At 64.2% G+C, this 21,680-nt stretch carries 17 protein-coding genes and 2 pseudogenes; 7 read left to right on the top strand and 12 right to left on the bottom strand.

From position 1 onward, the window contains the following. Nucleotides 1–19: 19 nt before the first annotated feature. The 5 genes from secA2 to CIHUM_RS05555 all read left to right on the top strand — a co-directional run bounded on the left by secA2 (nt 20) and on the right by CIHUM_RS05555 (nt 4,851). The gene (gene secA2, locus CIHUM_RS05535; protein WP_273680248.1) at nt 20–2,311 is read left to right on the top strand and encodes an accessory Sec system translocase SecA2; all 2,292 of its coding nucleotides are present in this window, start codon (nt 20–22) and stop codon (nt 2,309–2,311) included. 87 nt (nt 2,312–2,398) lie between these two features. Beyond that, the gene (gene odhI / locus CIHUM_RS05540; protein ID WP_034999061.1) at nt 2,399–2,824 is read left to right on the top strand and encodes an oxoglutarate dehydrogenase inhibitor Odhl; all 426 of its coding nucleotides are present in this window, start codon (nt 2,399–2,401) and stop codon (nt 2,822–2,824) included. Nucleotides 2,825–2,844: 20 nt separating this feature from the next. Beyond that, nucleotides 2,845–3,606 carry a transcriptional regulator FtsR gene (gene ftsR, locus CIHUM_RS05545; RefSeq protein WP_034999059.1) on the top strand — a complete coding sequence of 254 codons (762 nt, stop codon included), beginning with the start codon at nt 2,845–2,847 and terminating at the stop codon, nt 3,604–3,606. Continuing rightward, on the top strand, nt 3,606–4,166 hold the full coding sequence (locus CIHUM_RS05550) for a bifunctional nuclease domain-containing protein (protein WP_034999057.1): 561 nt from the start codon (nt 3,606–3,608) through the stop codon (nt 4,164–4,166). The genes ftsR and CIHUM_RS05550 overlap by 1 nt, the downstream gene beginning before the upstream one ends. A gap of 127 nt (nt 4,167–4,293) precedes the next feature. Further along, the gene (locus CIHUM_RS05555; protein WP_034999379.1) at nt 4,294–4,851 is read left to right on the top strand and encodes a MerR family transcriptional regulator; all 558 of its coding nucleotides are present in this window, start codon (nt 4,294–4,296) and stop codon (nt 4,849–4,851) included. A 196-nt stretch (nt 4,852–5,047) separates the two neighbouring features. Here CIHUM_RS05555 and CIHUM_RS05560 read toward each other — a convergent pair whose 3' ends face one another. From CIHUM_RS05560 to gndA, 6 genes are read right to left on the bottom strand one after another with little or no spacing between them, the layout of a single operon-like run. Continuing rightward, complete coding sequence (locus tag CIHUM_RS05560; RefSeq protein ID WP_034999055.1) at nt 5,048–6,499, bottom strand: vWA domain-containing protein; 1,452 nt, start codon at nt 6,497–6,499, stop codon at nt 5,048–5,050. 48 nt (nt 6,500–6,547) lie between these two features. Continuing rightward, the gene (locus CIHUM_RS05565) at nt 6,548–7,369 is read right to left on the bottom strand and encodes a 3-methyladenine DNA glycosylase (RefSeq protein WP_392389863.1); all 822 of its coding nucleotides are present in this window, start codon (nt 7,367–7,369) and stop codon (nt 6,548–6,550) included. Between the two features lie 35 nt (nt 7,370–7,404). Next, complete coding sequence (locus CIHUM_RS05570) at nt 7,405–8,457, bottom strand: hemolysin family protein (RefSeq protein ID WP_034999051.1); 1,053 nt, start codon at nt 8,455–8,457, stop codon at nt 7,405–7,407. Continuing rightward, on the bottom strand, nt 8,454–9,848 hold the full coding sequence (locus CIHUM_RS05575; protein WP_034999049.1) for a hemolysin family protein: 1,395 nt from the start codon (nt 9,846–9,848) through the stop codon (nt 8,454–8,456). Before CIHUM_RS05575 ends, CIHUM_RS05570 begins: the two co-directional genes overlap by 4 nt. 17 nt (nt 9,849–9,865) lie before the next feature. Next, the gene (locus CIHUM_RS05580; protein ID WP_034999047.1) at nt 9,866–11,176 is read right to left on the bottom strand and encodes a DEAD/DEAH box helicase; all 1,311 of its coding nucleotides are present in this window, start codon (nt 11,174–11,176) and stop codon (nt 9,866–9,868) included. 43 nt (nt 11,177–11,219) lie between these two features. Next, nucleotides 11,220–12,689 (bottom strand): NADP-dependent phosphogluconate dehydrogenase, encoded by a 1,470-nt coding sequence (gndA, locus tag CIHUM_RS05585; protein ID WP_034999045.1) that lies wholly within the window; start codon nt 12,687–12,689, stop codon nt 11,220–11,222. 52 nt (nt 12,690–12,741) lie between these two features. Here gndA and CIHUM_RS05590 point away from each other — a divergent pair, with 52 nt between their 5' ends. Beyond that, nucleotides 12,742–13,191, top strand: coding sequence for a PaaI family thioesterase (locus CIHUM_RS05590; protein WP_239218927.1), 450 nt, complete (start codon nt 12,742–12,744; stop codon nt 13,189–13,191). On the opposite strand, the gene CIHUM_RS05595 is transcribed toward CIHUM_RS05590, so the two are convergent. The 5 genes and pseudogenes from CIHUM_RS05595 to CIHUM_RS05615 form a co-directional block, all read right to left on the bottom strand. Further along, nucleotides 13,192–14,262 (bottom strand): magnesium and cobalt transport protein CorA, encoded by a 1,071-nt coding sequence (locus tag CIHUM_RS05595; RefSeq protein WP_034999043.1) that lies wholly within the window; start codon nt 14,260–14,262, stop codon nt 13,192–13,194. Nucleotides 14,263–14,468: 206 nt separating this feature from the next. Next, complete coding sequence (gene pflA, locus CIHUM_RS05600) at nt 14,469–15,344, bottom strand: pyruvate formate-lyase-activating protein (RefSeq protein ID WP_034999041.1); 876 nt, start codon at nt 15,342–15,344, stop codon at nt 14,469–14,471. 3 nt (nt 15,345–15,347) lie between these two features. Further along, nucleotides 15,348–15,956 (bottom strand): annotated as a pseudogene (gene grcA2, locus CIHUM_RS11040) (autonomous glycyl radical cofactor GrcA2). Then, nucleotides 15,936–17,939: pseudogene (locus CIHUM_RS05610) on the bottom strand (pyruvate formate lyase family protein); the annotation flags it as partial. The pseudogenes CIHUM_RS05610 and grcA2, both read right to left, overlap by 21 nt. Before the next feature lie 84 nt (nt 17,940–18,023). Further along, nucleotides 18,024–19,361 (bottom strand): NAD(P)/FAD-dependent oxidoreductase, encoded by a 1,338-nt coding sequence (locus CIHUM_RS05615; RefSeq protein WP_034999036.1) that lies wholly within the window; start codon nt 19,359–19,361, stop codon nt 18,024–18,026. A gap of 133 nt (nt 19,362–19,494) precedes the next feature. Here CIHUM_RS05615 and CIHUM_RS05620 point away from each other — a divergent pair, with 133 nt between their 5' ends. Further along, nucleotides 19,495–20,814, top strand: a complete 1,320-nt coding sequence (locus CIHUM_RS05620; protein WP_034999034.1) for an SAM-dependent methyltransferase — start codon at nt 19,495–19,497, stop codon at nt 20,812–20,814. Between the two features lie 152 nt (nt 20,815–20,966). On the opposite strand, the gene CIHUM_RS05625 is transcribed toward CIHUM_RS05620, so the two are convergent. Continuing rightward, nucleotides 20,967–21,677: a YceI family protein gene (locus tag CIHUM_RS05625; RefSeq protein ID WP_273680249.1), complete on the bottom strand. Its 711-nt coding sequence runs from the start codon at nt 21,675–21,677 to the stop codon at nt 20,967–20,969. Nucleotides 21,678–21,680: the final 3 nt, after the last annotated feature.

The raw sequence follows: 21,680 nt of genomic DNA on the forward strand, positions 1-21,680 counted from the left end.
GGCGTTATTCTTAGCCCTTATGGGCAAGTTTGACTGGTTCTGGAAGGCCATGGGCTCCACCTCGGAGCGCAACAACAAGAAGTCGAAAGCCGTTGTCGCCAGCGCGCACGGGTTAATCGAGGAGCTTTCGCTTCTCGACGATGCTTCGCTCGCCTCCGCAGTCGCCTCCATCGTGCGCGACGGTGCCATCGCTGACAAGCCGCGCTTTCTCGCCGGGCTGTCGGTCGCCTCCCAGCGCACCCTGGGCATGACGCCGTTCGAGGTGCAGAATCAGGCCGTGCTGCGCCTGCTGGAGGGCGACGTGATCCAGATGGCCACCGGCGAGGGCAAAACTCTCGTCGGCGCGATGGCCGCCACCGGGTTCGCGCTGCAGGGCAAGCGCGTCCATCTGATCACGGTGAACAACTACCTAGCCGCGCGCGATGCGGAGTGGATGCGCCCGCTCGTGGAGTTCTTCGGGCTGACGGTGGCGGCGGTCACGGAGTCGTCGACACGCGAAGAGCGCGTCACGGCGTACCGCAGCGACGTGATCTACGCGCCGGTAACAGAAATCGGCTTCGACCACCTGCGCGACAACCAGATCACCTCCCGCGAGCAGACGGTGCAGTTGCCTGCAGACGTCGCGCTGGTCGACGAGGCGGACAGCGTGCTTGTGGACGAGGCGCTCGTGCCGCTCGTGCTCGCCGGCTCCGAAGGCTCCAAGCAGGCGACCGGCCAGATCACCGAGGCCGTGTCGAAGCTGGACGAGGACACCGACTACACCATCGACGCGGACGGGCGAAATGCCTTCCTCACCGACGACGGGGCGAAGAAGGTGGAGCGCCTGCTGGGGATTGACTCGCTGTACTCCGACGAGCACATCGGCACCACTCTCGTTCGTGTGAACCTGGCGCTGCACGCGAAGGCGCTGCTGATCCGGGACGTGCACTACATCGTCGACGACGGCAAGGTCGCGCTCGTGGACGCCTCCCGCGGGCGAGTGGCGGAGCTGCAGCGCTGGCCCGACGGCCTGCAGGCGGCGGTGGAGTCCAAGGAGGGGTTGGACGTGTCCGAAGGCGGGCGCATCCTGGACTCCATCACCCTGCAGGCGCTCATGCGCCGCTACCCGCTGGTGTGCGGCATGACCGGTACCGCCGTGGAGGCGACCGACCAGCTGCGCAGCTTCTACGGCCTGCACGTGTCTGTGATCGACCGCGCCAACGAGCTGCAGCGTTTCGACGAAGCCGACCGGATCTACGCGACGATGGAGGAGAAGAACTCGGCAATCGTCGACGAGATCGCGCGCATCAACTCCACCGGCCAGCCGGTACTCGTGGGGACCCACGATGTGGCGGAGTCCGAGGCTTTGGCAGAGGCATTGGAGGCCCGCGGCATCGCGGTCAACGTGCTCAACGCTAAAAACGACGCGGAAGAAGCTCGCATTGTCGCGGAGGCCGGCGACGTGGGGCGTGTGACCGTCTCTACGCAGATGGCGGGCCGCGGCACCGATATCCGCCTGGGTGGTGCAGATGAGTGCGACCACGACAAGGTTGCCTCGCTCGGCGGCTTGGCCGTCATCGGCACCGCGCGGCACCGCACCGCCCGCCTGGACAACCAGCTGCGCGGCCGTGCTGGCCGCCAGGGCGATCCCGGATTGAGCGTCTTCTTCGTCTCCCTCGACGACGACATTGTCACCTCCGGCGGCGACGGCGAGCAGTTTTCCGCCCAGCCGGAACCGGACGGCCGCATCTCGGGCAACCGCGCGCAGCACTTCATCGAGCACTGTCAGCGCGTCACCGAAGGCCAGCTTTTGGAGATCCACTCACAGACCTGGAAGTACAACAAGCTGCTGGCGGACCACCGAGACATCCTGGACGAGCGCCGCGCCGCCCTGCTGGACACCGACACCGCCTGGCGCGAGCTGTCGGAGCGCTCCCCGCAACGCGCCGCCGAGCTTTCGCGCCTGCCACAGGACGTGCTCGAGCAGGCCGCGCGGGAGATCATGCTGTTCCACCTGGACGCGGAGTGGTCCGAGCACTTGGCGCTGATGGACGACGTCCGCGAATCCATCCACCTGCGCGCCATTGCGCGCGAAACGCCGATCGACGAATACCACCGCATCGCCGTGCGCGAGTTCAAGGATTTGGCTAACCGTGCGGTCGCCGCGGCGGTGGAAACATTCAACTCGGTGGACATCGACGCCGACGGCGCGCACCTGGCAGATGCAGGGTGGAAGCGTCCGAGCGCGACGTGGACATACATGGTCTCCGATAACCCGTTGGCGGGTTCCGGCAACTCCGTGATTTCCGGAATCGGCAACATTTTCCGCTAAGCATTCTTCGGTAGCCGCCCCTTCGGGCGGGCCGGACGCTATTATGGCGAGAGATCTCAACCACGACTCGAAAGTCAGGAGTTACCCATGAGCGACAACACGCCGCAGAACCAGGTCGAAACCACCTCGGTATTCCGCGCAGACCTGCTCAAGGAGATGGAGTCCGGAGCTGCGACGTCTGCGGACACCGCCGCCGGTGCGGACCAGCTGTCGGATGGGGAGGCGCTCCTCGTAGTCAAGCGCGGCCCGAACGCAGGTGCGCGCTTCCTGCTGGATCAGGATTCCACCACCGCGGGCCGCCACCCGGAGGCGGACATCTTCCTCGACGACGTGACCGTGTCGCGTCGTCACGCAGAGTTCCGCCGCAACGATGGCGGCTACGAAGTCGTGGACGTGGGCTCGCTCAACGGCACCTACGTCAACCGCGAGCCGCGTAACTCCCAGGAGCTGACCAACGGCGACGAAATCCAGATTGGTAAATTCCGTCTGGTCTTCATCACCGCCGGCAACTAGTTAGAGAAGAGTTCGATCACGTGAGCGCAATCCGTCAGACGGCACCTGCCGCTACCCCCGCGAAGCCGGCAAAGGCCGCCAAGGCAACCAAGACCGCGAAGACCATGTCCATCGGCGTGGTGCTTGAACGTCTGCGCACCGAGTTTCCGGACGTGACCGTCTCCAAGATCCGCTTCCTCGAGTCCGAAGGGCTCATCACTCCGCAGCGCACCGCCTCCGGCTACCGCCGCTTCACCGAGGAAGACGTGGAGCGTCTGCGCTACATCCTGGTCACGCAGCGAGACAACTACCTGCCGCTGAAGGTCATCCGCGAGCAGCTCGAGGCGATGGATTCGGGCCACGTCACCGCGATCCTTTCCGCGGGCGAGTCCGAGCCGATGATCTCCCCGGAGAACTTCCGCGCGCCGGCGGCGACGCAGCTGACCGACACGGACGTGGCGGAGCAGGCCCAGGCGGATCCGTCCACTGTGGAGGAGTACATCAAGGTCGGCCTGATCACCCCGGATGCTGCCGGGCTGTTCACGGCCGACGACGTTCGCACCGTCACCACCGCGCTGTCGCTGTCCGAGTTCGGCTTCGACGCCCGCCACCTGAAAACTCTGCGCACGGCGGCCACCCGCCAAGCCGACATGATCAACCAGGTCGCGGAGCCGGTGTCCAAATCGGGCAAGGTCACCGCGAAGCAGAAGGCCGAGGAGATTGGCCAGCAGATGTCCGCGCTGGTGGTGTCCCTGCACGCGTCGCTGGTGAAAAACGAGCTGCGCAAGCAGCTGGGGAGCTAATGGAGGCTGTCAACCTCATTGGCGTGCTTCCGGTCGGCCCGGAAGATTTTCTGTGCGCGTTGCTGCAGCGCCCCACGAACGGGCGGTGCATCCCCGTGTGGCTTCCGCCGATGGAGGGCGCTGAGCTGGCCGCACGCTTGGACGGGTGGGCCCCGAACCGCCCGCGCCCCGTCGACGCGATGGCAGAGATCATCCGAACGTCCACAAGCGGCGCCGAGGGGCTTGAGCTGTCCAGCTATGTCGACGGCACGTTCATGGCCACGTTGACGCTTTACGGCGGCACCGAGATTGATCTGCGTGCCTCAGATGCGCTGCTTTTAGCCAGCGAGCTGGACATGGAGCTGACTGTCGACGACACGGTCGCCTCCCAAGCCTCAGTATTTTTGTCGCAGGAGGACGCCGAGCGCTACCTGCAGGCGGAGATCGAAGTTGAGGGCTTCACCGATGAGCCCGCATCCGCCAGCGGCGACGCCCAAGCGGACGCGGATTTCGAGGCGTTGATGCGCAGCCTCGGCGTGGAGGACTCGGATTTGGGGGAGGGCACCCCCGAAGAGGAGTAAAACCCTCAAGTATTCCTTGAGAGTTTCGGCGTGTTACGCATGTGACTATTGACCGGCTGCGTATGCTTACCCTTTAATAGTCATTAGGCTTCGAGCTAACTTTCATGGGAGTAATTACGTGAGCATCATCGAGGAAAATCAGGACGGCCTGTTCGACGCTGTGCAGGAGTCGCTTTTCGACGTCGGCCCGTCCGACGAAGTCGGCTACCGCGTGCCGATCGCCTGCCAGGTCGCCGGCATCACCTACCGCCAGCTCGACTACTGGGCACGCACCGGCCTGGTGCGCCCGTCCATCCGCGGCGCCAAGGGCTCCGGCTCCCAGCGCCTGTACTCGTTCAAGGACATCCTGGTTCTGAAGATTGTCAAGGGCCTGCTCGACACTGGCATCTCGCTGCAGAACATCCGCCTCGCAGTGGATAAGCTGCGCGACCGCGGCGTCTCCGACATCGCCGAGATCACCCTCGTCTCGGACGGCGTGACCGTCTACGAGTGCCGCTCCAACGAGGAGATCATCGACCTACTCGGCGGCGGGCAGGGCGTGTTCGGCATCGCCGTGCCGCAGATCATGAAGGAACTGACCGGCACCATCTCCGCATTCCCGTCGGAGCGCGTGATCGACGACGGTGCAGACAACGTCATCGGCTTCGACGAGCTGGCGGACCGCCGCCGTCGCAAGACCTCCTAAGAGGCACACAGACCTTCAAGGCCCGGGCTGGGATCACTCCCACCAGCCCGGGCCTTCTTCTGTGCTCTCGCCCCCCACAAACCCTGGGAGGCAGAGCCTGGGTTCGCTCGATTTTGACACGCTCCCAGGATGAGCCTCCCAGGGTCTGTGAGGCAGGCCAGCCGGGGGGGCCGGGCAGCCGGGGCAGCCGAGGAGCTTACAGGCCGGAAGCCTGCTTCACGGCACCCTCGATGGCGTCGGCCTGCGCAGCGTCGACAGCCTTGGCGGAAAGGGCCTCGACCGCCTGGTCCGCCTCACCCTCGCCGACGCGGACAACGGTGATCTCCACCTTGTCGCCGGCGGCACCGCGAACTGCATTTTCGAAGGCATTGTCGTCGCCGGCGTCTGCCGTGCCAGTGGTAACCAGGACGATGCGGGTTTTCGCATCCCCGGTGCCATAGGCACCCGCGGCGGCTTCAACTGCCTGGCGGGTCTGGGGCACACCACCGGTGAGGAAGCGGCGCACTGCCACGGCAACGGAGTCGGCATCGGGGGAGACCGTGATGTTCTGGCGATAGCCCACCACAACACCCGGGTTCAGCGGCGAAGAGTAGTTCCACAGTCCGACCTGCTTGCCCTGGGCGCCGAGCTCGAGCGCGGCGTTCGCGATTGCGTCCTTCGCTGGCTGGATGTACGGGCTCATTGCGTCGGAGGTGTCCAGGAGGAACAGGGTGTTCTCGGGCTGCAGGGCGGCGGGGTTGGAACCGGCTTCGTCCGCCGCCTTGTCAGGATCCGCGGCGTTTTGGGTGTCGCTGTCCTCCTTTTCGTCCGCGGTGATGGCCTCGCCGCCAGTGGGCAGGGCTGCGGCCCAGACCAGGTCGGAGACGGCCGGCTGGTCCTTAGCAGAGCCGTCGAAGTGCTCGGAGGCGAAGCGGGCGAAGTCCTGGCCGGCGCGGGCCTGGTTCTCGTCGACCTTGTCGTTCTGGTTCAGCGGGAACGCGGTGTAGACAGCGTCAGCGCCGACCGGGGTGAACTTCAGGCCCTCCGGCACGGCATCCTCGGCGGTGGCGAGGTACTCGCCGGCGTCGGCGTTGAGCTCTGATGCGCTGGCGATGCGCTGGTCGGTCAGTGCCTGCACGGCGTCGTTGTCGTTGCCGACCACCTGAGACGCCACCAGCGCCGAGGCGGCGGATTCCTCGGAGACGGCGAAGCGGAGTTTATCCGCAGTCAGGTCCTCGAACTTGATTTCGTCCTTGCCTGCCACGCCGACGGTTTCGCTGTACGCGGGCTGCGCATCAGACACGGCGGGGGTGCGGCCGGCGCTATCCAACGACTGGTGCGTCACCGCCGTGTTCGGCGCGACAAAAACTGCGGCGTCAGCGACGGAATCCACCAGCTGGGGCTTCACGCAGTAGTCGCGGACGACGGGGGAGGACGCACCGTAGGCGTCGACAAGCGATTGGCCCGCCCCCTTGTCGGAGGCCGCAACAGGAAGCACCAGCTCGCCCGCAACGCAGTCCTCCGGCTGCGCCTCAGCACTGTCGGCGTCATCCCCGCGCGTAGACAGCCACCAGATAGCGGCCGCTGCGATCAGGGCCAGCACCACCAGTAAGGCAATGAGCTCTCCGGACAGCCTGTAGTTGTTTTTGCCGCTTGCGTGCTTCGCCACCGGAATCGCCGCCTTTATCGATCGAACGAGTGAAAATCGTCTTCGAGTCTAGCCGTCATAGGCGGCGTCGATGACCGCGACAAGCCGCTGGCGCAGCGGTTGTGCGCGGCGGCTGAGTTCGCGCTGGCGGGCGACGTACTCGGCCTTACCCTCAGGCGTTTCCACGGCCACGACACCGAAGCCCAAACCCCGGCAGTCGTACGGGGAGGCCTCCATGTCCAGCCTGCGGGCGTCGGCAGCGAGCTCGAAACCATCCATGAGCAGCTCGCCTGGAACTAAAGGTCCGAGCTTCATCGCCCACTTGTACAGGTCCATGCTCACGTGCACGCATCCTGCCTGGTCGTTGTCCGCCTGCCCTTCGCGGGTGAGCACGGTGAGGTTCAGCGGCCGCGCTGCGGGGGTGAAAAAGCGGAACGCGTCGAAGTGGGTGCACTTCACGTTGTGCGACTCGACTACCTTGTTCGTGCCCTCAGCCCCGAGCCGCAGCGGCAGGCTGTGGCGTGGGTTGTCGGTGCGGTACACCATTGCCCATTCATGCATGCCGAAGCAGTCGAAATGGGCTTCTCGCTTATCGACGGACCGAAGGATCGCCGCAGCCTCCTCCACGTCGTGGTGGCGGTGGGAGAGAAACCTTTGGACGTCGACAAGCACTTTGTCTTCGTCGCAGACGTAATCGCGCCAACCGGCGTGGGGGAGCGAGGAGGCGTCTTCGAGCGCGACACCGACACCCGGGTGCCACCGCTTCAGGTGGGCGGGGCGCTGCGGGTAATAGTCGAAGAGGAAGTCCCACACGGGGTGGTACTGGCCGCGCGCCCGGCGCGCCACCCTCGGTGCGGTCCACCGCTCGGCGCGGGCGGCGTGTGCCTTCATGCGAGGCAGGTATTCCTCGGGCGCGAGCACCTGCATTATTCGCCCTCGTGCGTCCAGTCGGAGACCGTGCCCACGTACTCCTCGATGAGGTCCTCCAGGGCGACCACGCCGACAAGCTTGCCGTTGTCGTGCACCTCTGCCATGTGCGCGGAGCGGCGGTGCAGCTGGGCGAGGGCGTCGTCCATGGACTGGGTGGCCTCGACAGTGCTCAGCGGGCGGATGCGCTTAAGTGAAACCCGCGGGTCGCCCTGCGGGAACTCCATGAGGTCGAGGATGTCTTTGACGTGGACGTAGCCCGCCAGCGAGCTGGCGTCGATGCGGACGGGGAAGCGGGAATAGCCGGTGTCTTGCACCGCTTGTTCGATGACGGAGAGGCGGATGCCGCGTGGGTCGTACGGGATGGCGGTGACCTGTGCGAGGGGAATCATGGCTTCCTTCAGCTGGCGGGAATCCTGGCGCAGCGCCTTGGCCAGGCGCACCGTCTCTTCGGCATCCAGGAGGCCCTCCTCGCGCGATTCCTGAATCATGGTGGCCAGCTGCTCCTGATCCACGGTGGACTCCAGCTCATCGCGCTGCTCGATGCCGAACAGCTGCAGGGTTCTGCGCGCGACCCAGTTGAGGAACTCCAGCAGGGGTCGCGTGAGCTTCATCCACAGCGTCATCGCCGGGGTTAGCCACATGGCCATGCTCTCCGGGCCCGCAATAGCCAAGTTTTTCGGCACCATCTCACCGAAGAGGATGTGCAGAAACGAAATGATAAGCAGGGCGATGACGAAGGCGACCGGGTGCAGCAGGTCAGCGGGCATGCCCAGGGCCGTAAAGGGAGCCTCGATGTAGGAGGCGATGGCGGGCTCGGCCACCTTGCCCAGAATCAGCGACGCCACGGTGATGCCGAACTGCGCGCCGGCGAGGTAGATCGAAAGGTGCTCGGTAGCGTAGAGCACGCCCTCAGCCTTGGTTTTGCCCTGCGCAACCAGGGACTCCAGGCGGTCCTTTCGCGAGGAGACTAGCGCGAACTCGACGGCCACGAAAAACGCGTTGGCGGCGAGCAGCGCGACGATCAGTAGGACAGCTAACCAGATACTCACTTGGCATCCACCGCCTCTCCTGCATCTTGCTCGGGAGGAATAGGTCGCAGCAGTGCGCGGTCGATGCGGCGGCCGTCCATCTCGGAGACCTGCGCGAGCCAGGTGCCGGCGCCGCCGGACTGCAGCTCCTCCTTGAAGTTCGCCGCGGAAGCAGTGCGCAGCACAACCTCGTCACCAAGCTCGGGGATGCGCCCCAACGTGGCCATGATCAGCCCGCCGAGGGTTTCGTAGGGGCCGTCCACGGCTGCGAAACCGGTGCGTTCCTCCAACTCGTCCAAGCGCACCAATCCTGCGACCTCCCAGGACGTGCCGAAGCGGGTGAAGTCCTTTTCGCTTTCCCGGTCGTCGTACTCGTCGTAGACCTCACCAAGGATTTCCTCGACGAGGTCCTCGATGGTCACCAACCCCTGGGTACCGCCGTACTCGTCCGCCACCAGCACTACCTGGGATCCGGCGGAGCGGACGCGGTTGAGCACGGAGTCGCCGTCGAGTGTGCCCGGCACGAACGGCACACGACGGGCAAGTGAGGCCAGTTTCGTTGTGGCGCGGAACTCGTGCGGAACCGAAAAGGCGTCTTTGATGTGGACCACGCCGAGGGTGTCGTCCAAGTCGCCGCGGCGTACCGGGAAGCGGGAGTGGCCGGTTTCGCGCGCGAGGGTGATCAGGTCCGCGACCGTCTCGTCCGCATCCAAGGAGTCGATGGTGGAGCGCGGCGTCATCACCTCTTCGGCGGTGGTCTCGCCGAAGCGAAGCGAGCGGTCGATCACCGCCGCTGTCGCCGCGTCCAGGCCACCCGCCTCAGCGGAGTTGCGCACCATCGCCCCCAACTCCTGGGAGGAACGGGCAGAGGCGAGCTCGTCGGCAGGCTCGATGCCCATCTTGCGCACGACCCAGTTCGCGGCGGTGTTGAGAAACAGGATGAACGGCTTGGTTGCCGTGTTGAAGTAGTGCACCGGGCGCACCACACCGCGGGCCGTGTTCAGCGGGTCCGTGATAGCGACGTTTTTCGGCACCAACTCGCCGAAGACCATGGACAAAAACGTCGCCACAACCAGCGCGAGGACGAGCGCGACGGTGGTGGATGCGTTCGCGGAAAGACCGACAAGTTCCAGCGCCGGAGTAAAGAACTTGCCCAGCACCGGCTCCGCCAGGAAACCGGCGGCGAGGGTGGTCACCGTAATACCCAGCTGCGCGCCGGAAAGGACGAACGAGAGGTTTGCATGGTCGCGGGCAATCGCACGCGCCGTGCCGTCGCCGCGCTCTTTGACGTGAGTTTCAATCGTGGACCGCTCTAAGCCGGTCATGGCAAATTCGATTGCGACGAAAAGCCCGGTCGACGCCGTGAGCACCACGAACGCCAGCAGGGCGAGAATGGATAAGAATATGTCCATGGATGGTGGTCTGTGCCTTAGCGGCCGTTGCTCCTTCGACTTCGGTCTGAGCGGCGAGCGCGGCTGCGGTTGTTTCCGCCGCCGCGGTTAGCATTGCGGCTCCGGTTGCCGGAGGCAGCGGGCTTGTTGGTCCGCCGGGGCTGGCCCGGCGGAGGAAGTGGCGCGCCTTCCGGTTTGCGTGCACCGGTGATTGTAACCAAGGATTCCGACAGCGGAGCCACCCGAACCTCGGGCGCGTTAACGCCAGCCTTGCGCAAAAGCTGCGCAACTTCCTTGGTTTGGTCGTCCATCACGAGTGTGACCACGGTGCCGGACGTGCCCGCGCGCGCCGTGCGGCCGGCTCGGTGCAGGTACGCCTTGTGCTCCGCGGGCGGGTCAACGTGCACGACCAGGGAGACGTCGTCGACGTCGATGCCGCGCGCGGCGATATCTGTCGCAACCAACACCGGGGTGGAGCCGTCGGCGAAGCCCTCCAGTGCGCGGGTACGCGCACCCTGGCCCTTGTCGCCGTGCAGGCCCTGGGCCTGGATGCCAGCGCGGCGCAATTTCTTCACCTGGCGGTCCACACCGTGCTTCGTGCGCATAAACATGATCGTCTTGCCCTCACGCGCGGCGATCTGCAGGGCGATCTCGTTGCGCTCCTCACGGCCGCCCACCAGGAGGCGGTAGTGGTCCATCGTGTCCACCGCGGCCTGCACTGGGGCGGTGGAGTGGGTCACGGGATCGTGCATGTAGCGGGTGATGAGCTTTTCCACGTCCCCGTCGAGGGTGGCGGAAAACAGCAGTCGCTGGCCGTCTTTCGGTGTGCGGTCCAAAAGCTTGCGCACCTGCGGCAAAAAGCCCATGTCCGCCATCTGATCTGCCTCGTCGAGCGCGGTGATCTCCACGGCGTCGAAGAAGAGTTTTTTCTGGTTGATCAGGTCCTCGGCCCGGCCGGGGGTGGCCACCAGCAGGTCCACCGGAGAGGCAAGGGAGCGGATGTGGTGGTTGATGTTCACTCCGCCCACGACGTCGAGCACGCGCAGACCCAGCGCGGCCGCCGGGTCCTCGAGGCGCTCGCGGATCTGGGCGGCAAGCTCACGCGTCGGCGCCAGCACCAGCCCGCGCGGGTGGCCCGGGGAGCTCGGCGCACCGGCGAGGCGCGCCAGCATGGGCAGGCCGAACGTGAAGGTCTTGCCGGAGCCTGTCGGTCCGCGGCCGAGCACGTCCTGGCCGGCGAGCGCGTCGGGGATCGCCGCCTTTTGGATGGGGAAGGCCTCGGTGATGCCCTGCTTGCTCAAGACGTTGACAATGGCCCGGGGCAAACCGAGGTCGGCGAAAGTAGTCATTCAGTGCAGTCTACGCGGTCAGGGGTACCCGGGAAAAGCCGAACTAATAGCTGAGTTCCTCGCGCTCGCCGGACCAGGTGGTGTGGAACGTGCCCTCCATGTCCACGCGCTTGTACGTGTGGGCGCCGAAGAAGTCGCGCTGGCCCTGAATCAGGGCGGCCGGCAGGCGCTTGGTGCGCAGCGAGTCGTAGTAGGACAGCGAGGAAGCGAACACCGGCACAGGCAGGCCCAGCTGGGTCGCGGCGACGACGACGCGGCGCCAGGAATCCACCAGCCCCTTTTCCAGCTCGCCCTTGAAATACGGGTCCAGCAGCAGCGACGGCAGCTCCGGATCCTTCTCGTACGCCTCGGTGATGCGGTCCAGGAACTTCGCGCGGATGATGCAGCCGCCGCGCCAAATACGCGCCAGATCACCCGGCTTGATGTCCCAGTTGTGTTCCTGGGAGCCGGCGTTGATCTCGTCGAAGCCCTGTGCGTACGCCACCAGCTTGGAGGCGTAGAGCGCGCGTCGTACGTCTTCAATGAACGATTGCTTATCGACGCCTACGGTGTCCAACGTCGTCGTCTCACCCGCCGGCAACCCGATCTCCTGGGCCGCTTCGCGCTGCGCAAGGGCAGAAGACAACGCGCGGGCGAAGACGGCCTCGCCGATGGCCGTGGTGGGCACGCCGAGGTCCAGGGCCTCCTTGACCGTCCAGCGGCCGGTGCCCTTCTGGCCGGCGGCGTCCACGATGATGTCCATGAACGGCTTGCCGGTGCGCGCGTCCACCTGGCGCAGCACCTCAGCGGTGATTTCGATGAGGTAGGAATCCAGGTCGCCCTTGTTCCACTCCGTGAAGATGTCGGCGATCTCTGCGGGCTCAAGGCCCGCCGCATAACGCAGTAGGTGGTAGGCCTCTCCGATGACCTGCATGTCGGCGTACTCGATGCCGTTGTGCACCATTTTGACAAAGTGCCCGGCGCCGTCAGGGCCGATGTGGGTCACGCACGGGGTGCCGTCCACCTTCGCGGAGATGTCCTCCAGCAGCGGCCCGAGGGTCTCCCAGGACTCCGCCGGACCACCGGGCATGATGGACGGCCCGCGCAGCGCGCCCTCCTCGCCGCCGGAGATGCCAGCGCCGACGAAGTGGCGGCCGGCAGCGGCCACCTCGCGTTCGCGGCGGATGGTGTCGGTGAACAGGGCATTGCCGCCGTCGATAATGATGTCGCCCTCATCCATCGCCTCCACGATCTGGGCGATCACCGCATCCGTGGCGGCGCCGGCCTGGACCATTATCACGGCCTTGCGCGGGCGCTCCAGCGACGCGACAAACTCCTCGATCGTCTCCGCGGGAATAAAGTCGCCCTCGTGGCCGAACTCGTCGATCACCGCACGGGTCTTTTCCGGGGAGCGGTTGAAAATCGCCACCGTGTGGCCCTTGGAGGCGAAGTTGCGGGCGAGGTTGGAGCCCATCACCGCCATACCGACAACACCGATTTGAGCAAGCTGGTCACCGTTGCGTGTAGCAGTCATACGCCGGATTCTACGCGGGGTGCATCCGCTCGCGCCCGTATGATTGGCCGCCATGGACATGGAGAAGAATCTGCGCCTGTACCAAGAGGTCATCGAGGTCCCGCTGAGCAGCGAAGAGCTCGAGTACATCAACTCCGTCGAGTTCGACTTCGCCCAGACCCTCGGGCTGAAGCTGACCTACTGCTCCAAGGACCGCCTGGAAGGCGAACTTGAGGTGGAACAGCGCCACCTGCAGCCCACCGGCATCGTCAACGGCGGACTCTACTGCGTGATCGGGGAGACGCTGGCATCTATCGCAGCGGTGGCTGCGAGCGGAAAGCCCGCGGTGGGGATGAGCAACTACACTGACCTGCTCGGCAGCGTGCGGGGAGGCCAGACGATTCGTGCGGTGGCCGAGCCCGTGCACGTCGGTAAGCGAACGCATCTTTGGCGAGTGGAGATGACCGCCGACGGCAAACTGGCCGCCGTGACCAACCTGAAGCTGATGGTGCTAGAGGTCTAGCTACAGCCAGTTGTTCTTGCGGAACCACCACCAGATCGCCGTGATCGCCGCGAACATGACCAGCAGCGCGGCCGGGTAGCCGTAGCGCCAGCCCAGCTCCGGCATGACTTCGAAGTTCATGCCGTAGATACCGGCGATCAGCGTCGGCACGGCAGCCATCCCGACCACCGCAGAGATCGTGCGCATGTCCGAGTTCTGCTGCATGGTGATCTTTGCTACCGACGCATCAAGAAGCGACGTGAGACGCTCATCGAAGCCGGACAGGCGGTCGCTGACGATAGTGGAGTTGTCCTGCACGTCGCGGAAGTAGGTGCGCAACACCTTTCGCATGAAGTCCTTGTTGTTGGTCAAGCCATTGCGCAAGGCGGGAGCGAGCGGATCGATGGCGTGGCGCATCTCCAAAATCTCACGCTTGTAGGTGTAGATCTTGTCGATGTTGATGTCCCGGCGCGGGGTGAACACCTCGTTTTCCAGCTCGTCCACGTCGTTTTCCAACAGGTCGGTGACCTTGAGGTAGTTGTCCACCAAGTAGTCCGACACCGCCCAAGCAACAGCCGTGGGGCCGAGCACGGCCAGATCCTCCTCATCCTCGATCTTTGGGGTCAGATCTGGCAGGTGTGCGCCGTGGCGAATGGTGATGGCGAACTTCTCGCTGACAATCATCTGCACCTCGCCGGTGGAAATGATCTCGCGGGCGTCCGCGACCTCTTCATCGTCGCGGTAGGACACCGAACGCACGACCATGAATAGCTGCTCGTCGTGGCGCTCGATTTTCGGGCGCTGGTGAGCGTCCACAACGTCGTCGACCACGAGGTCTTCGATGTCGAAGATCTCCGCGATCTTTTCCATCTGCTCCGTAGACGGCTCTTTCAGGCTGAGCCACACGAAGGCATTTTCGTAGCGCTCTACAACCTCCAGCGCATGCGCCATGCGCACATTGCCAGGCTGGCGCTTGCCGTCCACGAACACGCGGCAGAAGTCGATTTGGCGTTCGAGGGGGACCGGAATGCTGCGCGTGGGGGGCTGTACCTTCTTTGGACGTTGCCCCGGCATTGGGATACGAGGCGGCATAGCTTCAAGCCCCCTTTCACTGGTACGAGGGGCTCGAGGCATGAAGCGTTCGCCCCTGTGCGGCGGGAGAGCGCGCTGCGGGGCGCGCCGGTCAACTTAGGTGATATTACGCGCTAACGGGCGGTTGTCTAACGGGGGTGCAAAACTGCACAACCCCGTTTCCGACAACCGCCCTTAATGCGGGTTAGCGCGTGTAAAGAACCTCGCTAGAATACGTTCAGACCGCGACTGCGGAAGATCTCGCGGACGTGTTCCACGGACTCCGGCGACGGGGGAGAGACCCCTTTGAGCTCGTAGTCCATGCCAATGCGGTTCCATTTGTCCTCGCCCATGTTGTGGAAGGGGAGGACCTCAACGCGCTCCACGGTGCCCTTCCAGCGTGCGACAATGTCGGCCACGGCCTGCACATTGTCCTCGCTGTCCGTCAGGCCGGGCACAAGCACGAAGCGGATCCACACCGATTTGCCCTTTTCGTGCAGCCGGTCGCCGAAGTCGATCGTCGGCTGCAGCTGGCGCGCGGTGACATTCTCGTACGTGCCGGGCAGACCCGACTTCACGTCCAGCAGGAACAGATCGATGTTGTCCAGGTCCTCGTCCGTCAGGCGGGAGCCGAGGAATCCGGAGGTGTCGATCGTGGTGTGCACACCAGCGTCGTGGACTGCCTTGAGCAGGCGACGAGTGAACGCGATCTGGAATAGCGGCTCACCGCCGGAGAGGGTCAGTCCGCCACCAGAGGCGTTGAACACCGGCTTGTAGCGAAGCACGCGGCGCACGACATCGTCGATTTGCTCGAGCGTGCCGTCCTTCATTTCCATCGTGTCCGGGTTGTGGCAGTACTTGCACCGCAGCGGGCAACCGGACAAGAAGATGGTCATCCGGGTGCCGGGGCCGTCGACAGCTGTGACCAGCTCCCACGAGTGGATAAGACCAATCTCGCCTGTGCGGCGGGCCTCAAACAGCTCGGGGCGGGTGATCTCAAGGTCGTCGGTGGACAGTCCGCCTAAACCGGCAGCGACGCCGCGCACGCGCTCGCCCTGTTCGGGCGCAAGCGTGACGACGCCGCTAGTTCCGTCTTGCGCCATATGTTAAGCGCCCTGGTGGAAGGTACGGGAGATGACGTCGCGCTGCTGCTCCTTCGTCAGCTTGACGAAGTTGACGGCGTAGCCGGAGACGCGGACGGTGAGGTTCGGGTAGTTCTCCGGGTGCTCCATAGCGTCCTCCAGCGTGGACTCGTCCAACACGTTGATGTTGGCGTGGTACAGGCCGGAGTCCATGTTGTTAGCGGAGCGGGAAGCCTTCATGGAAGCGAGGCGCTCGTCGAAAGTAGGGGTGGTCATGATGTTTTCTCCTTCAGAGTGAAAAGGTGGATGGGGAAGTCTGAGTTAGGCGGGGTTGATGACCGTGTCGGCGTGGTCCATGATGAAGCCGGCGTCCAGGACACCGACCAGGTTGGTCACCTGCTCGTCTTTGTTTCGGCCCAGGCCCGACGGGGTGATGGTGTTGGTCAGCGAGATACCGTCCAGCGCATCGTTGTAGTCGAGCTTGCCCACGGAGAGCATGGACGCGACCATGCCGTGGTTGTCCGCGCCGTTCTCCGGGTTAGCGCCCGGTGCGAACGGGGTGCCGGCCTTGTGGCCGGAGGGGAACGAACCGGTTGCCTTGCCGTAGACCACGTTGGAGGTAATCGTCAGCACCGACTGGGTCGGGATGGCGTCGCGGTACAGCGGGATCGCCTTGATCTTCTGCATCACCGTGTGCACCACCGTGGCCGCGATGTCGTCCGCGCGGTCGTCGTCGTTGCCGTAGAACGGGAACTCGCCCTCGGTGACGTAGTCGACGATCAGGCCGGTCTCGTCGCGGACCGGGGTGACCTTCGCGTACTTAATAGCCGACAGGGAGTCCGCCACGATGGACAGGCCGGCAATACCGCAGCCCATGGTGCGAACGATATCGGAGTCGTGCAGCGCCATCTCGATGGACTCGAAGGCGTAGCGGTCGTGGCAGTAGTGGATGATGTTCAGGGCCTCGACGTAGGTGCCGACAACCCAGTCAAGCATCTCCTCGTACTTCTGCCAGACCTCGTCGAAGTCCAGCGGACCGTCGCCCTGAATCGGGGTGTGGTCGCCGTCGGTGACCTGCTTGCCGGTGACTTCGTCGCGGCCGCCGTTCATGGCGTACAGCAGAGCCTTCGCGGCATTGACACGGGCGCCGAAGAACTGCATCTGCTTGCCAACCTGCATCGGGGACACGCAGCAGGCGATGGCGGCATCGTCGCCCCACTTGTCGCGGATCTGCTTGTCGGACTCGTACTGCAGCGACGAGGTCTCGATGGAGATCGCGGCGCAGAATTCCTTGTAGCCCTCCGGAAGCGCCGGGTCCCAGAAGATGGTGATGTTCGGCTCCGGAGCCGGACCTAGGTTGCGCAGCGTCTGCAGTAGACGGAACGCGGTCTTGGTCACCTGGTGGCGGCCGTCCTCGGAGAAGCCGGCATCAGTCCAGGTTGCCCAGTACGGGTCGCCGGAGAAGATCTGGTCGTAGTCCTCGGTGCGCAGGAAGCGGACGATGCGCAGCTTGATCACCAGTGCGTCGATGATCTCCTGAGCCTCGACCTCGGTCAGGGTGCCGTTGGCCAAGTCGCGCTCGAAGTACGCATCCAGGAAGGGGGAGAGGCGACCAATGGACATGGCGGCGCCGTCCTGGCTCTTCACGGAGGCGAGGTAGCCGAAGTAGGTCCACTGCACGGCTTCCTTGGCGTTGGTTGCCGGGCCGGAGATGTCGAAGCCGTAGTCCTCAGCCATCTTCTTCAGCTTCTTCAGCGCCTTGATCTGCTCGGCGTGCTCCTCACGGTAGCGAGCCCAGTGCTCGGAGAAGCCCTTCTCCAAGGAAGCGTTCTTCGCCTGCTGCTTCTCCTCGATAAGGAAATCCACACCGTAGAGAGCCACACGGCGGTAGTCGCCGATGATGCGGCCACGGCCGTAAGCATCCGGCAGGCCCGTCACGATGTGGGAGGAGCGCGCCGCGCGGATGCGCGGGGTGTAGATGTCAAAGACGGCGTCGTTGTGGGTCTTGCGGTACTGCGTGAAGATCTTCTTCACGTCCGGGTTGACCTCTTTGCCGGCCTCCTTGATGGCCTGCTCAACCATGCGCCAGCCACCGTTCGGCATCATTGCGCGCTTGGTCGGAGTGTCCGTCTGCAGACCAACAACGACGTCGTCGTCCTCCGAGATGTATCCCGGCTTGAAGGCGTCGATGTCGGCGGGTGTTTCCGTGTCCACGTCGTAGACACGGCGCTCACGCTCGACGGCGAGGTAGTTCTTGTCAAGGTAGTCCCAGAGGCGCAAGGTCTTTTCCGTGGCACCTTCAAGGAACGATGCATCCCCGTCGTACGGGGTGTAGTTGCGCTGGACGAAATCGCGGACGTCGATGCGTTCCATCCACGGGCCCGGCTTGAAGCCGTCCCACGCGCGGTTTTCAATTTGCGGCTCTGTCGAAACAGTCACAGTTGCACAGTCCTTCTTTAAAGCATTTGAGGATCTCGCGGCTGCGCTTGCCCATTTACTTACCCATGTACTTTCAAAGCGCGGGCCGCTCAAGAACCATTGTAAGCGATGATTCAGAGCTAATAGTAATACGATTGGTGTGACATTGTGCACAACTGTCGTGGGTGAAAATGGCATGAAAGAACCGGCCCAATGCCTGTGGAGATAGGTTCTGGGCCGGTTTGGATCGTCGTCGGCGAAACGCCAGGGGAGGACGAAGGGTTACTTCTCGTTGTCCAGCACAGGTCCCTCGAGCTGCCCCTCGGTCACCGCGAGGTTGTGGCGGGTACGCGAGAACGCGTTGATGGTCCACTCGGTGGCGGCCACAAGACGGTTGCGGGTGCCAGTGAGGAAGGACAGGTGCACGCCCAGCCACATCAGCCAGCCGATGAAGCCGGTGATTTCCACCTTGCCCATCTTCACAACCGCGTTGAAGCGGTTGATGATGGCCATAGAGCCCTTGTCGAAGTACTCGAACGGGTCACGGTTTTCCGGAGCGACGTCGTGTTCGACCTGCTCCTTGATGATCTTGCCCACGTAAGCACCGGACTGGATAGCTACCTGCGCAACGCCCGGGAGGCGGTCGCGGTTCATCATGTCGCCGACGATGAACAGGTTCGGCTCGTCGCCCACGGACAGGTCGGCGTTGACCGCAACCTTGCCGGCGCGGTCGGCCTCGACACCGAGCTGATCGGCAATCTGCTTGCCCAGCGGGGAAGCGGCAACACCAGCGGACCAAATCTTGGTCGGGGTGCTGATGGTGGTCTCCTGCTCGGTCTTCATGTCCTTGTAGGTCACGGAATCCGCGTCCACGTTGGTCACCATCGCGTTGAGGATGACGGTCACGCCCGCCTTCTCCAGCTCGCGCTGCGCCTTCTTGCCCAGGCGCTTGCCAAACGGTGGCAGGACCTGTGGCGCGCCGTCCAGCAGGTAGATCTTGGACTGCTCGGTGCTAAAGGAGTAGCGGCCGGAGGTGAATGCGCGGTGCGCCATCTCGGCCACCTGGCCGGCCAGCTCCACACCGGTCGGGCCTGCGCCGACGATGACGAAGGTCAGCTCACGCTCGCGCTCTTCCGGCGTTTGCGCCAGCTCAGCGCGCTCGAAGGCTGCGATGAGGCGGGCGCGGATCTCAAACGCGTGGTCCAACGTCTTCAGACCCGGAGCGAACTGCGCAAAGTGGTCGTTGCCAAAGTACGACTGGCCAGCACCGGCGGCGACGATGAGCGAGTCGTAGGAGAAGGTGGTCTCCTTGTCGCCCTCGACGGAGGTGACGGTCTTCGCCGGAACATCGACGGTCTCCACGGTGCCGCGAACAACGCGGACGTTCTGTTGACTGCCAAACATCTGGCGCACATCGCCGGTGATTTCGCCGGAAGACATCAGGCCGGTTGCCACCTGGTAAAGCAGCGGCGGGAAGAGGTGGTGGTTGGTGTTGTTGATCAGCGTGATGTCGACATCTGCGTCTGCGAGCTCTTTCGCCGCATTCACGCCGCCAAAACCTGCGCCCACGATGACAACGTGGTGGCGACTACCTTCGGGGCGGTACACCTGAGAGGCCATGAGTGATATCTCCTCGGGATAATGACGTTATTGATGGAACGGCATACATAGTACGCGCCCTCCAATAAACTGCGCGGGCAGGCTCCGCCGTGGCACCTCATATCTCAGTGCTGCGCGGACTAGCATTCGAGAAATGGCCGAGAGCACTCCCGCGAACATCCCCGTGCACCTTCAACCAGTTGATGCAGACGCGTGGCCGGGGGTGGCCGATATTCCGAAGCCGGGCAGGTTGCGAACGAGGCTCGCGGAGGCCGGCTTCGCTCGTGCTTGTGCGAAAGCGGGCCTGTCGTTCGAAGGAGACGGCGCAGATATAGCGGTTGAGCGCGCTGAGGTGTTTCAACGCGTCGCGGCGAGCGGGTGGGTTGGGCTCGCGGAGGGCTACATGGCGGGAGAGTGGTCGACAGGGGGTTCGCAGCAGCTTGTCGACGTCCTGACGGCCCTCCTACGTACCGGCTACTGCCCGCGCACCCGCCGCGTGGACGCAGTGCGGCCAGCAACGCCAGGGGAGTTGCCGCCGGATCTAGTAGCGCACTTTTCGGGCGATGGACTCAGCGCGTTCCAGGGGCATTTCGCCACCGGAGTGGCCACCACGCAACGGGTGCGGATGAAGTCGCACACTAAAGGCGCAGGCAGAGGTCGTGAGCCCCGCGATCATTTCGTAGACGTGACGGAAATTGGGGCGCCCATGGAGTCCGGCAGGGCGGATCTGCAAGATGCGCAAAACCGCAGCATAGAAGCTATTTTAGAGAGCCTGAACGTGGCATCTGGCACGCACCTGTTGGAGTATCCGTCCGGAGGCGGCGCTTTAGCGTTCGAGGCCGCTGCGCGCGGGGCGACTGTCGATGCCGTGACCCGCGATTCGCGTCTGTACGCCGCGATGCGCGAGCGGCTGATTCTCGCGGGCACAGACGGATCCGTCACCGTGGACCGCATCGCGGAGGGCCCGGCAGCCGTAGCCAAGCAACGAAGCGGTGCTTACGACGCGGTCGCGAGCATGGAGGTGTTTGAAACCATGCCGCAACGCCAGCAGAGAAAGTATCTGCTTGCCGTGGACGCGCTGCTTGGTCAGGGAGGGCGAGCAGCCATGCAAACGATGGTGCGCACGCAGGCGTACAACCGCACGGCGGATCTCGCGCTGGAGTCGCTGCGGGCATATATCTGGCCGGGACTGTATTTTTCGACGGTTACGGAGATTGGCAAGACAGTCGACCGCGAGACCGAACTGCGCGTCGTGGCGCAGACGTCGGCGCCGGAGCACCTCGCAGCGTCGCTGCGTCTGCAGCGCGTCACGTTCGACGGCAAGCTGCGCGACGCGGCGGCCGACGGCTACGATGCCGTGTTCCGCCGCCTGTGGGTGTGGCAGTTCGCGTTGCGTGAGGCGATGGCGCGGCTGGGGATGATCGATCTGACGCAGATCACGTTCGCGCGGAGAAACAGGAGAGGACGCCGCTAGTGGGTGGTCGCGGCCATCGGAACGTTACTTGACATAATGTACATTATCGGACAGGCATATACGGATAAACAGTAAAAGGGCGCCGCACGCTCCTTGCGTCCGGCGCCCTTCCATATACCCCTGTTAACGTAACGTTACGTAAAGGAGTCCATCTACTTGGTCATGTTGATCCGCACGTTCACTTCGCCCTCCTCGGCGATTTTCGCCGCGACGAGCTCCGGGGTCTCAACGCCATAGTCCAGGCGGTTGATCGGAATATCGCCGGCGACGATCAAACGGTCGCCCGAACGCGCAACGTCGAACTCGTGCGTCACCTCGTTCGTCGTGCCGTGGATGGTTAGCTCGCCGGTGAGTTCTGCGGTGCCCACGCTGCCGTCCTCCGGCACGGCGGACACATCAGCCGGTTGCGTCACCTTGAACGTAGCCTCCGAATACTCGTCCGTGTGGAAGATGCGGCGCCGCACCGACGAGTCGCGCTTGTCGCTGTCGGACGACAAGTGCTGCATGTCAACGGTAATCTCGCCGGCGGACAGCGTGCCTTCGGTAATCGTGGCAAAGCCTGTGACCGCGCGCGTGGACGCCGATGTGCTGCGGCGCTCGCCCGGCAGCACCTCTTCAAATGTGAAGCCGGCGGATGTGACGTTGTCGCCCGGGCGGTTAGTTACCGTCCATTCGCCGTCAAGCTCTGTGGAGGCTGCGGACACGTTGTCGGCGTCAATCCCCTCTGTCTTCACGCCGCCGCCCTTAAACAGGGTCATAAACAGCGGAATCATGGCCACGAGCACCGCCACGACGATGAAAATGGAAACGAAAACGATTAAGGTTGTGCGCGTCTTTGCGCTGGTTGCCGCGCGTTTTTCCACTTG

This window comes from Corynebacterium ihumii, assembly GCF_028609825.1.
Taxonomy (GTDB): Bacteria; Actinomycetota; Actinomycetes; order Mycobacteriales; family Mycobacteriaceae; genus Corynebacterium; species Corynebacterium afermentans.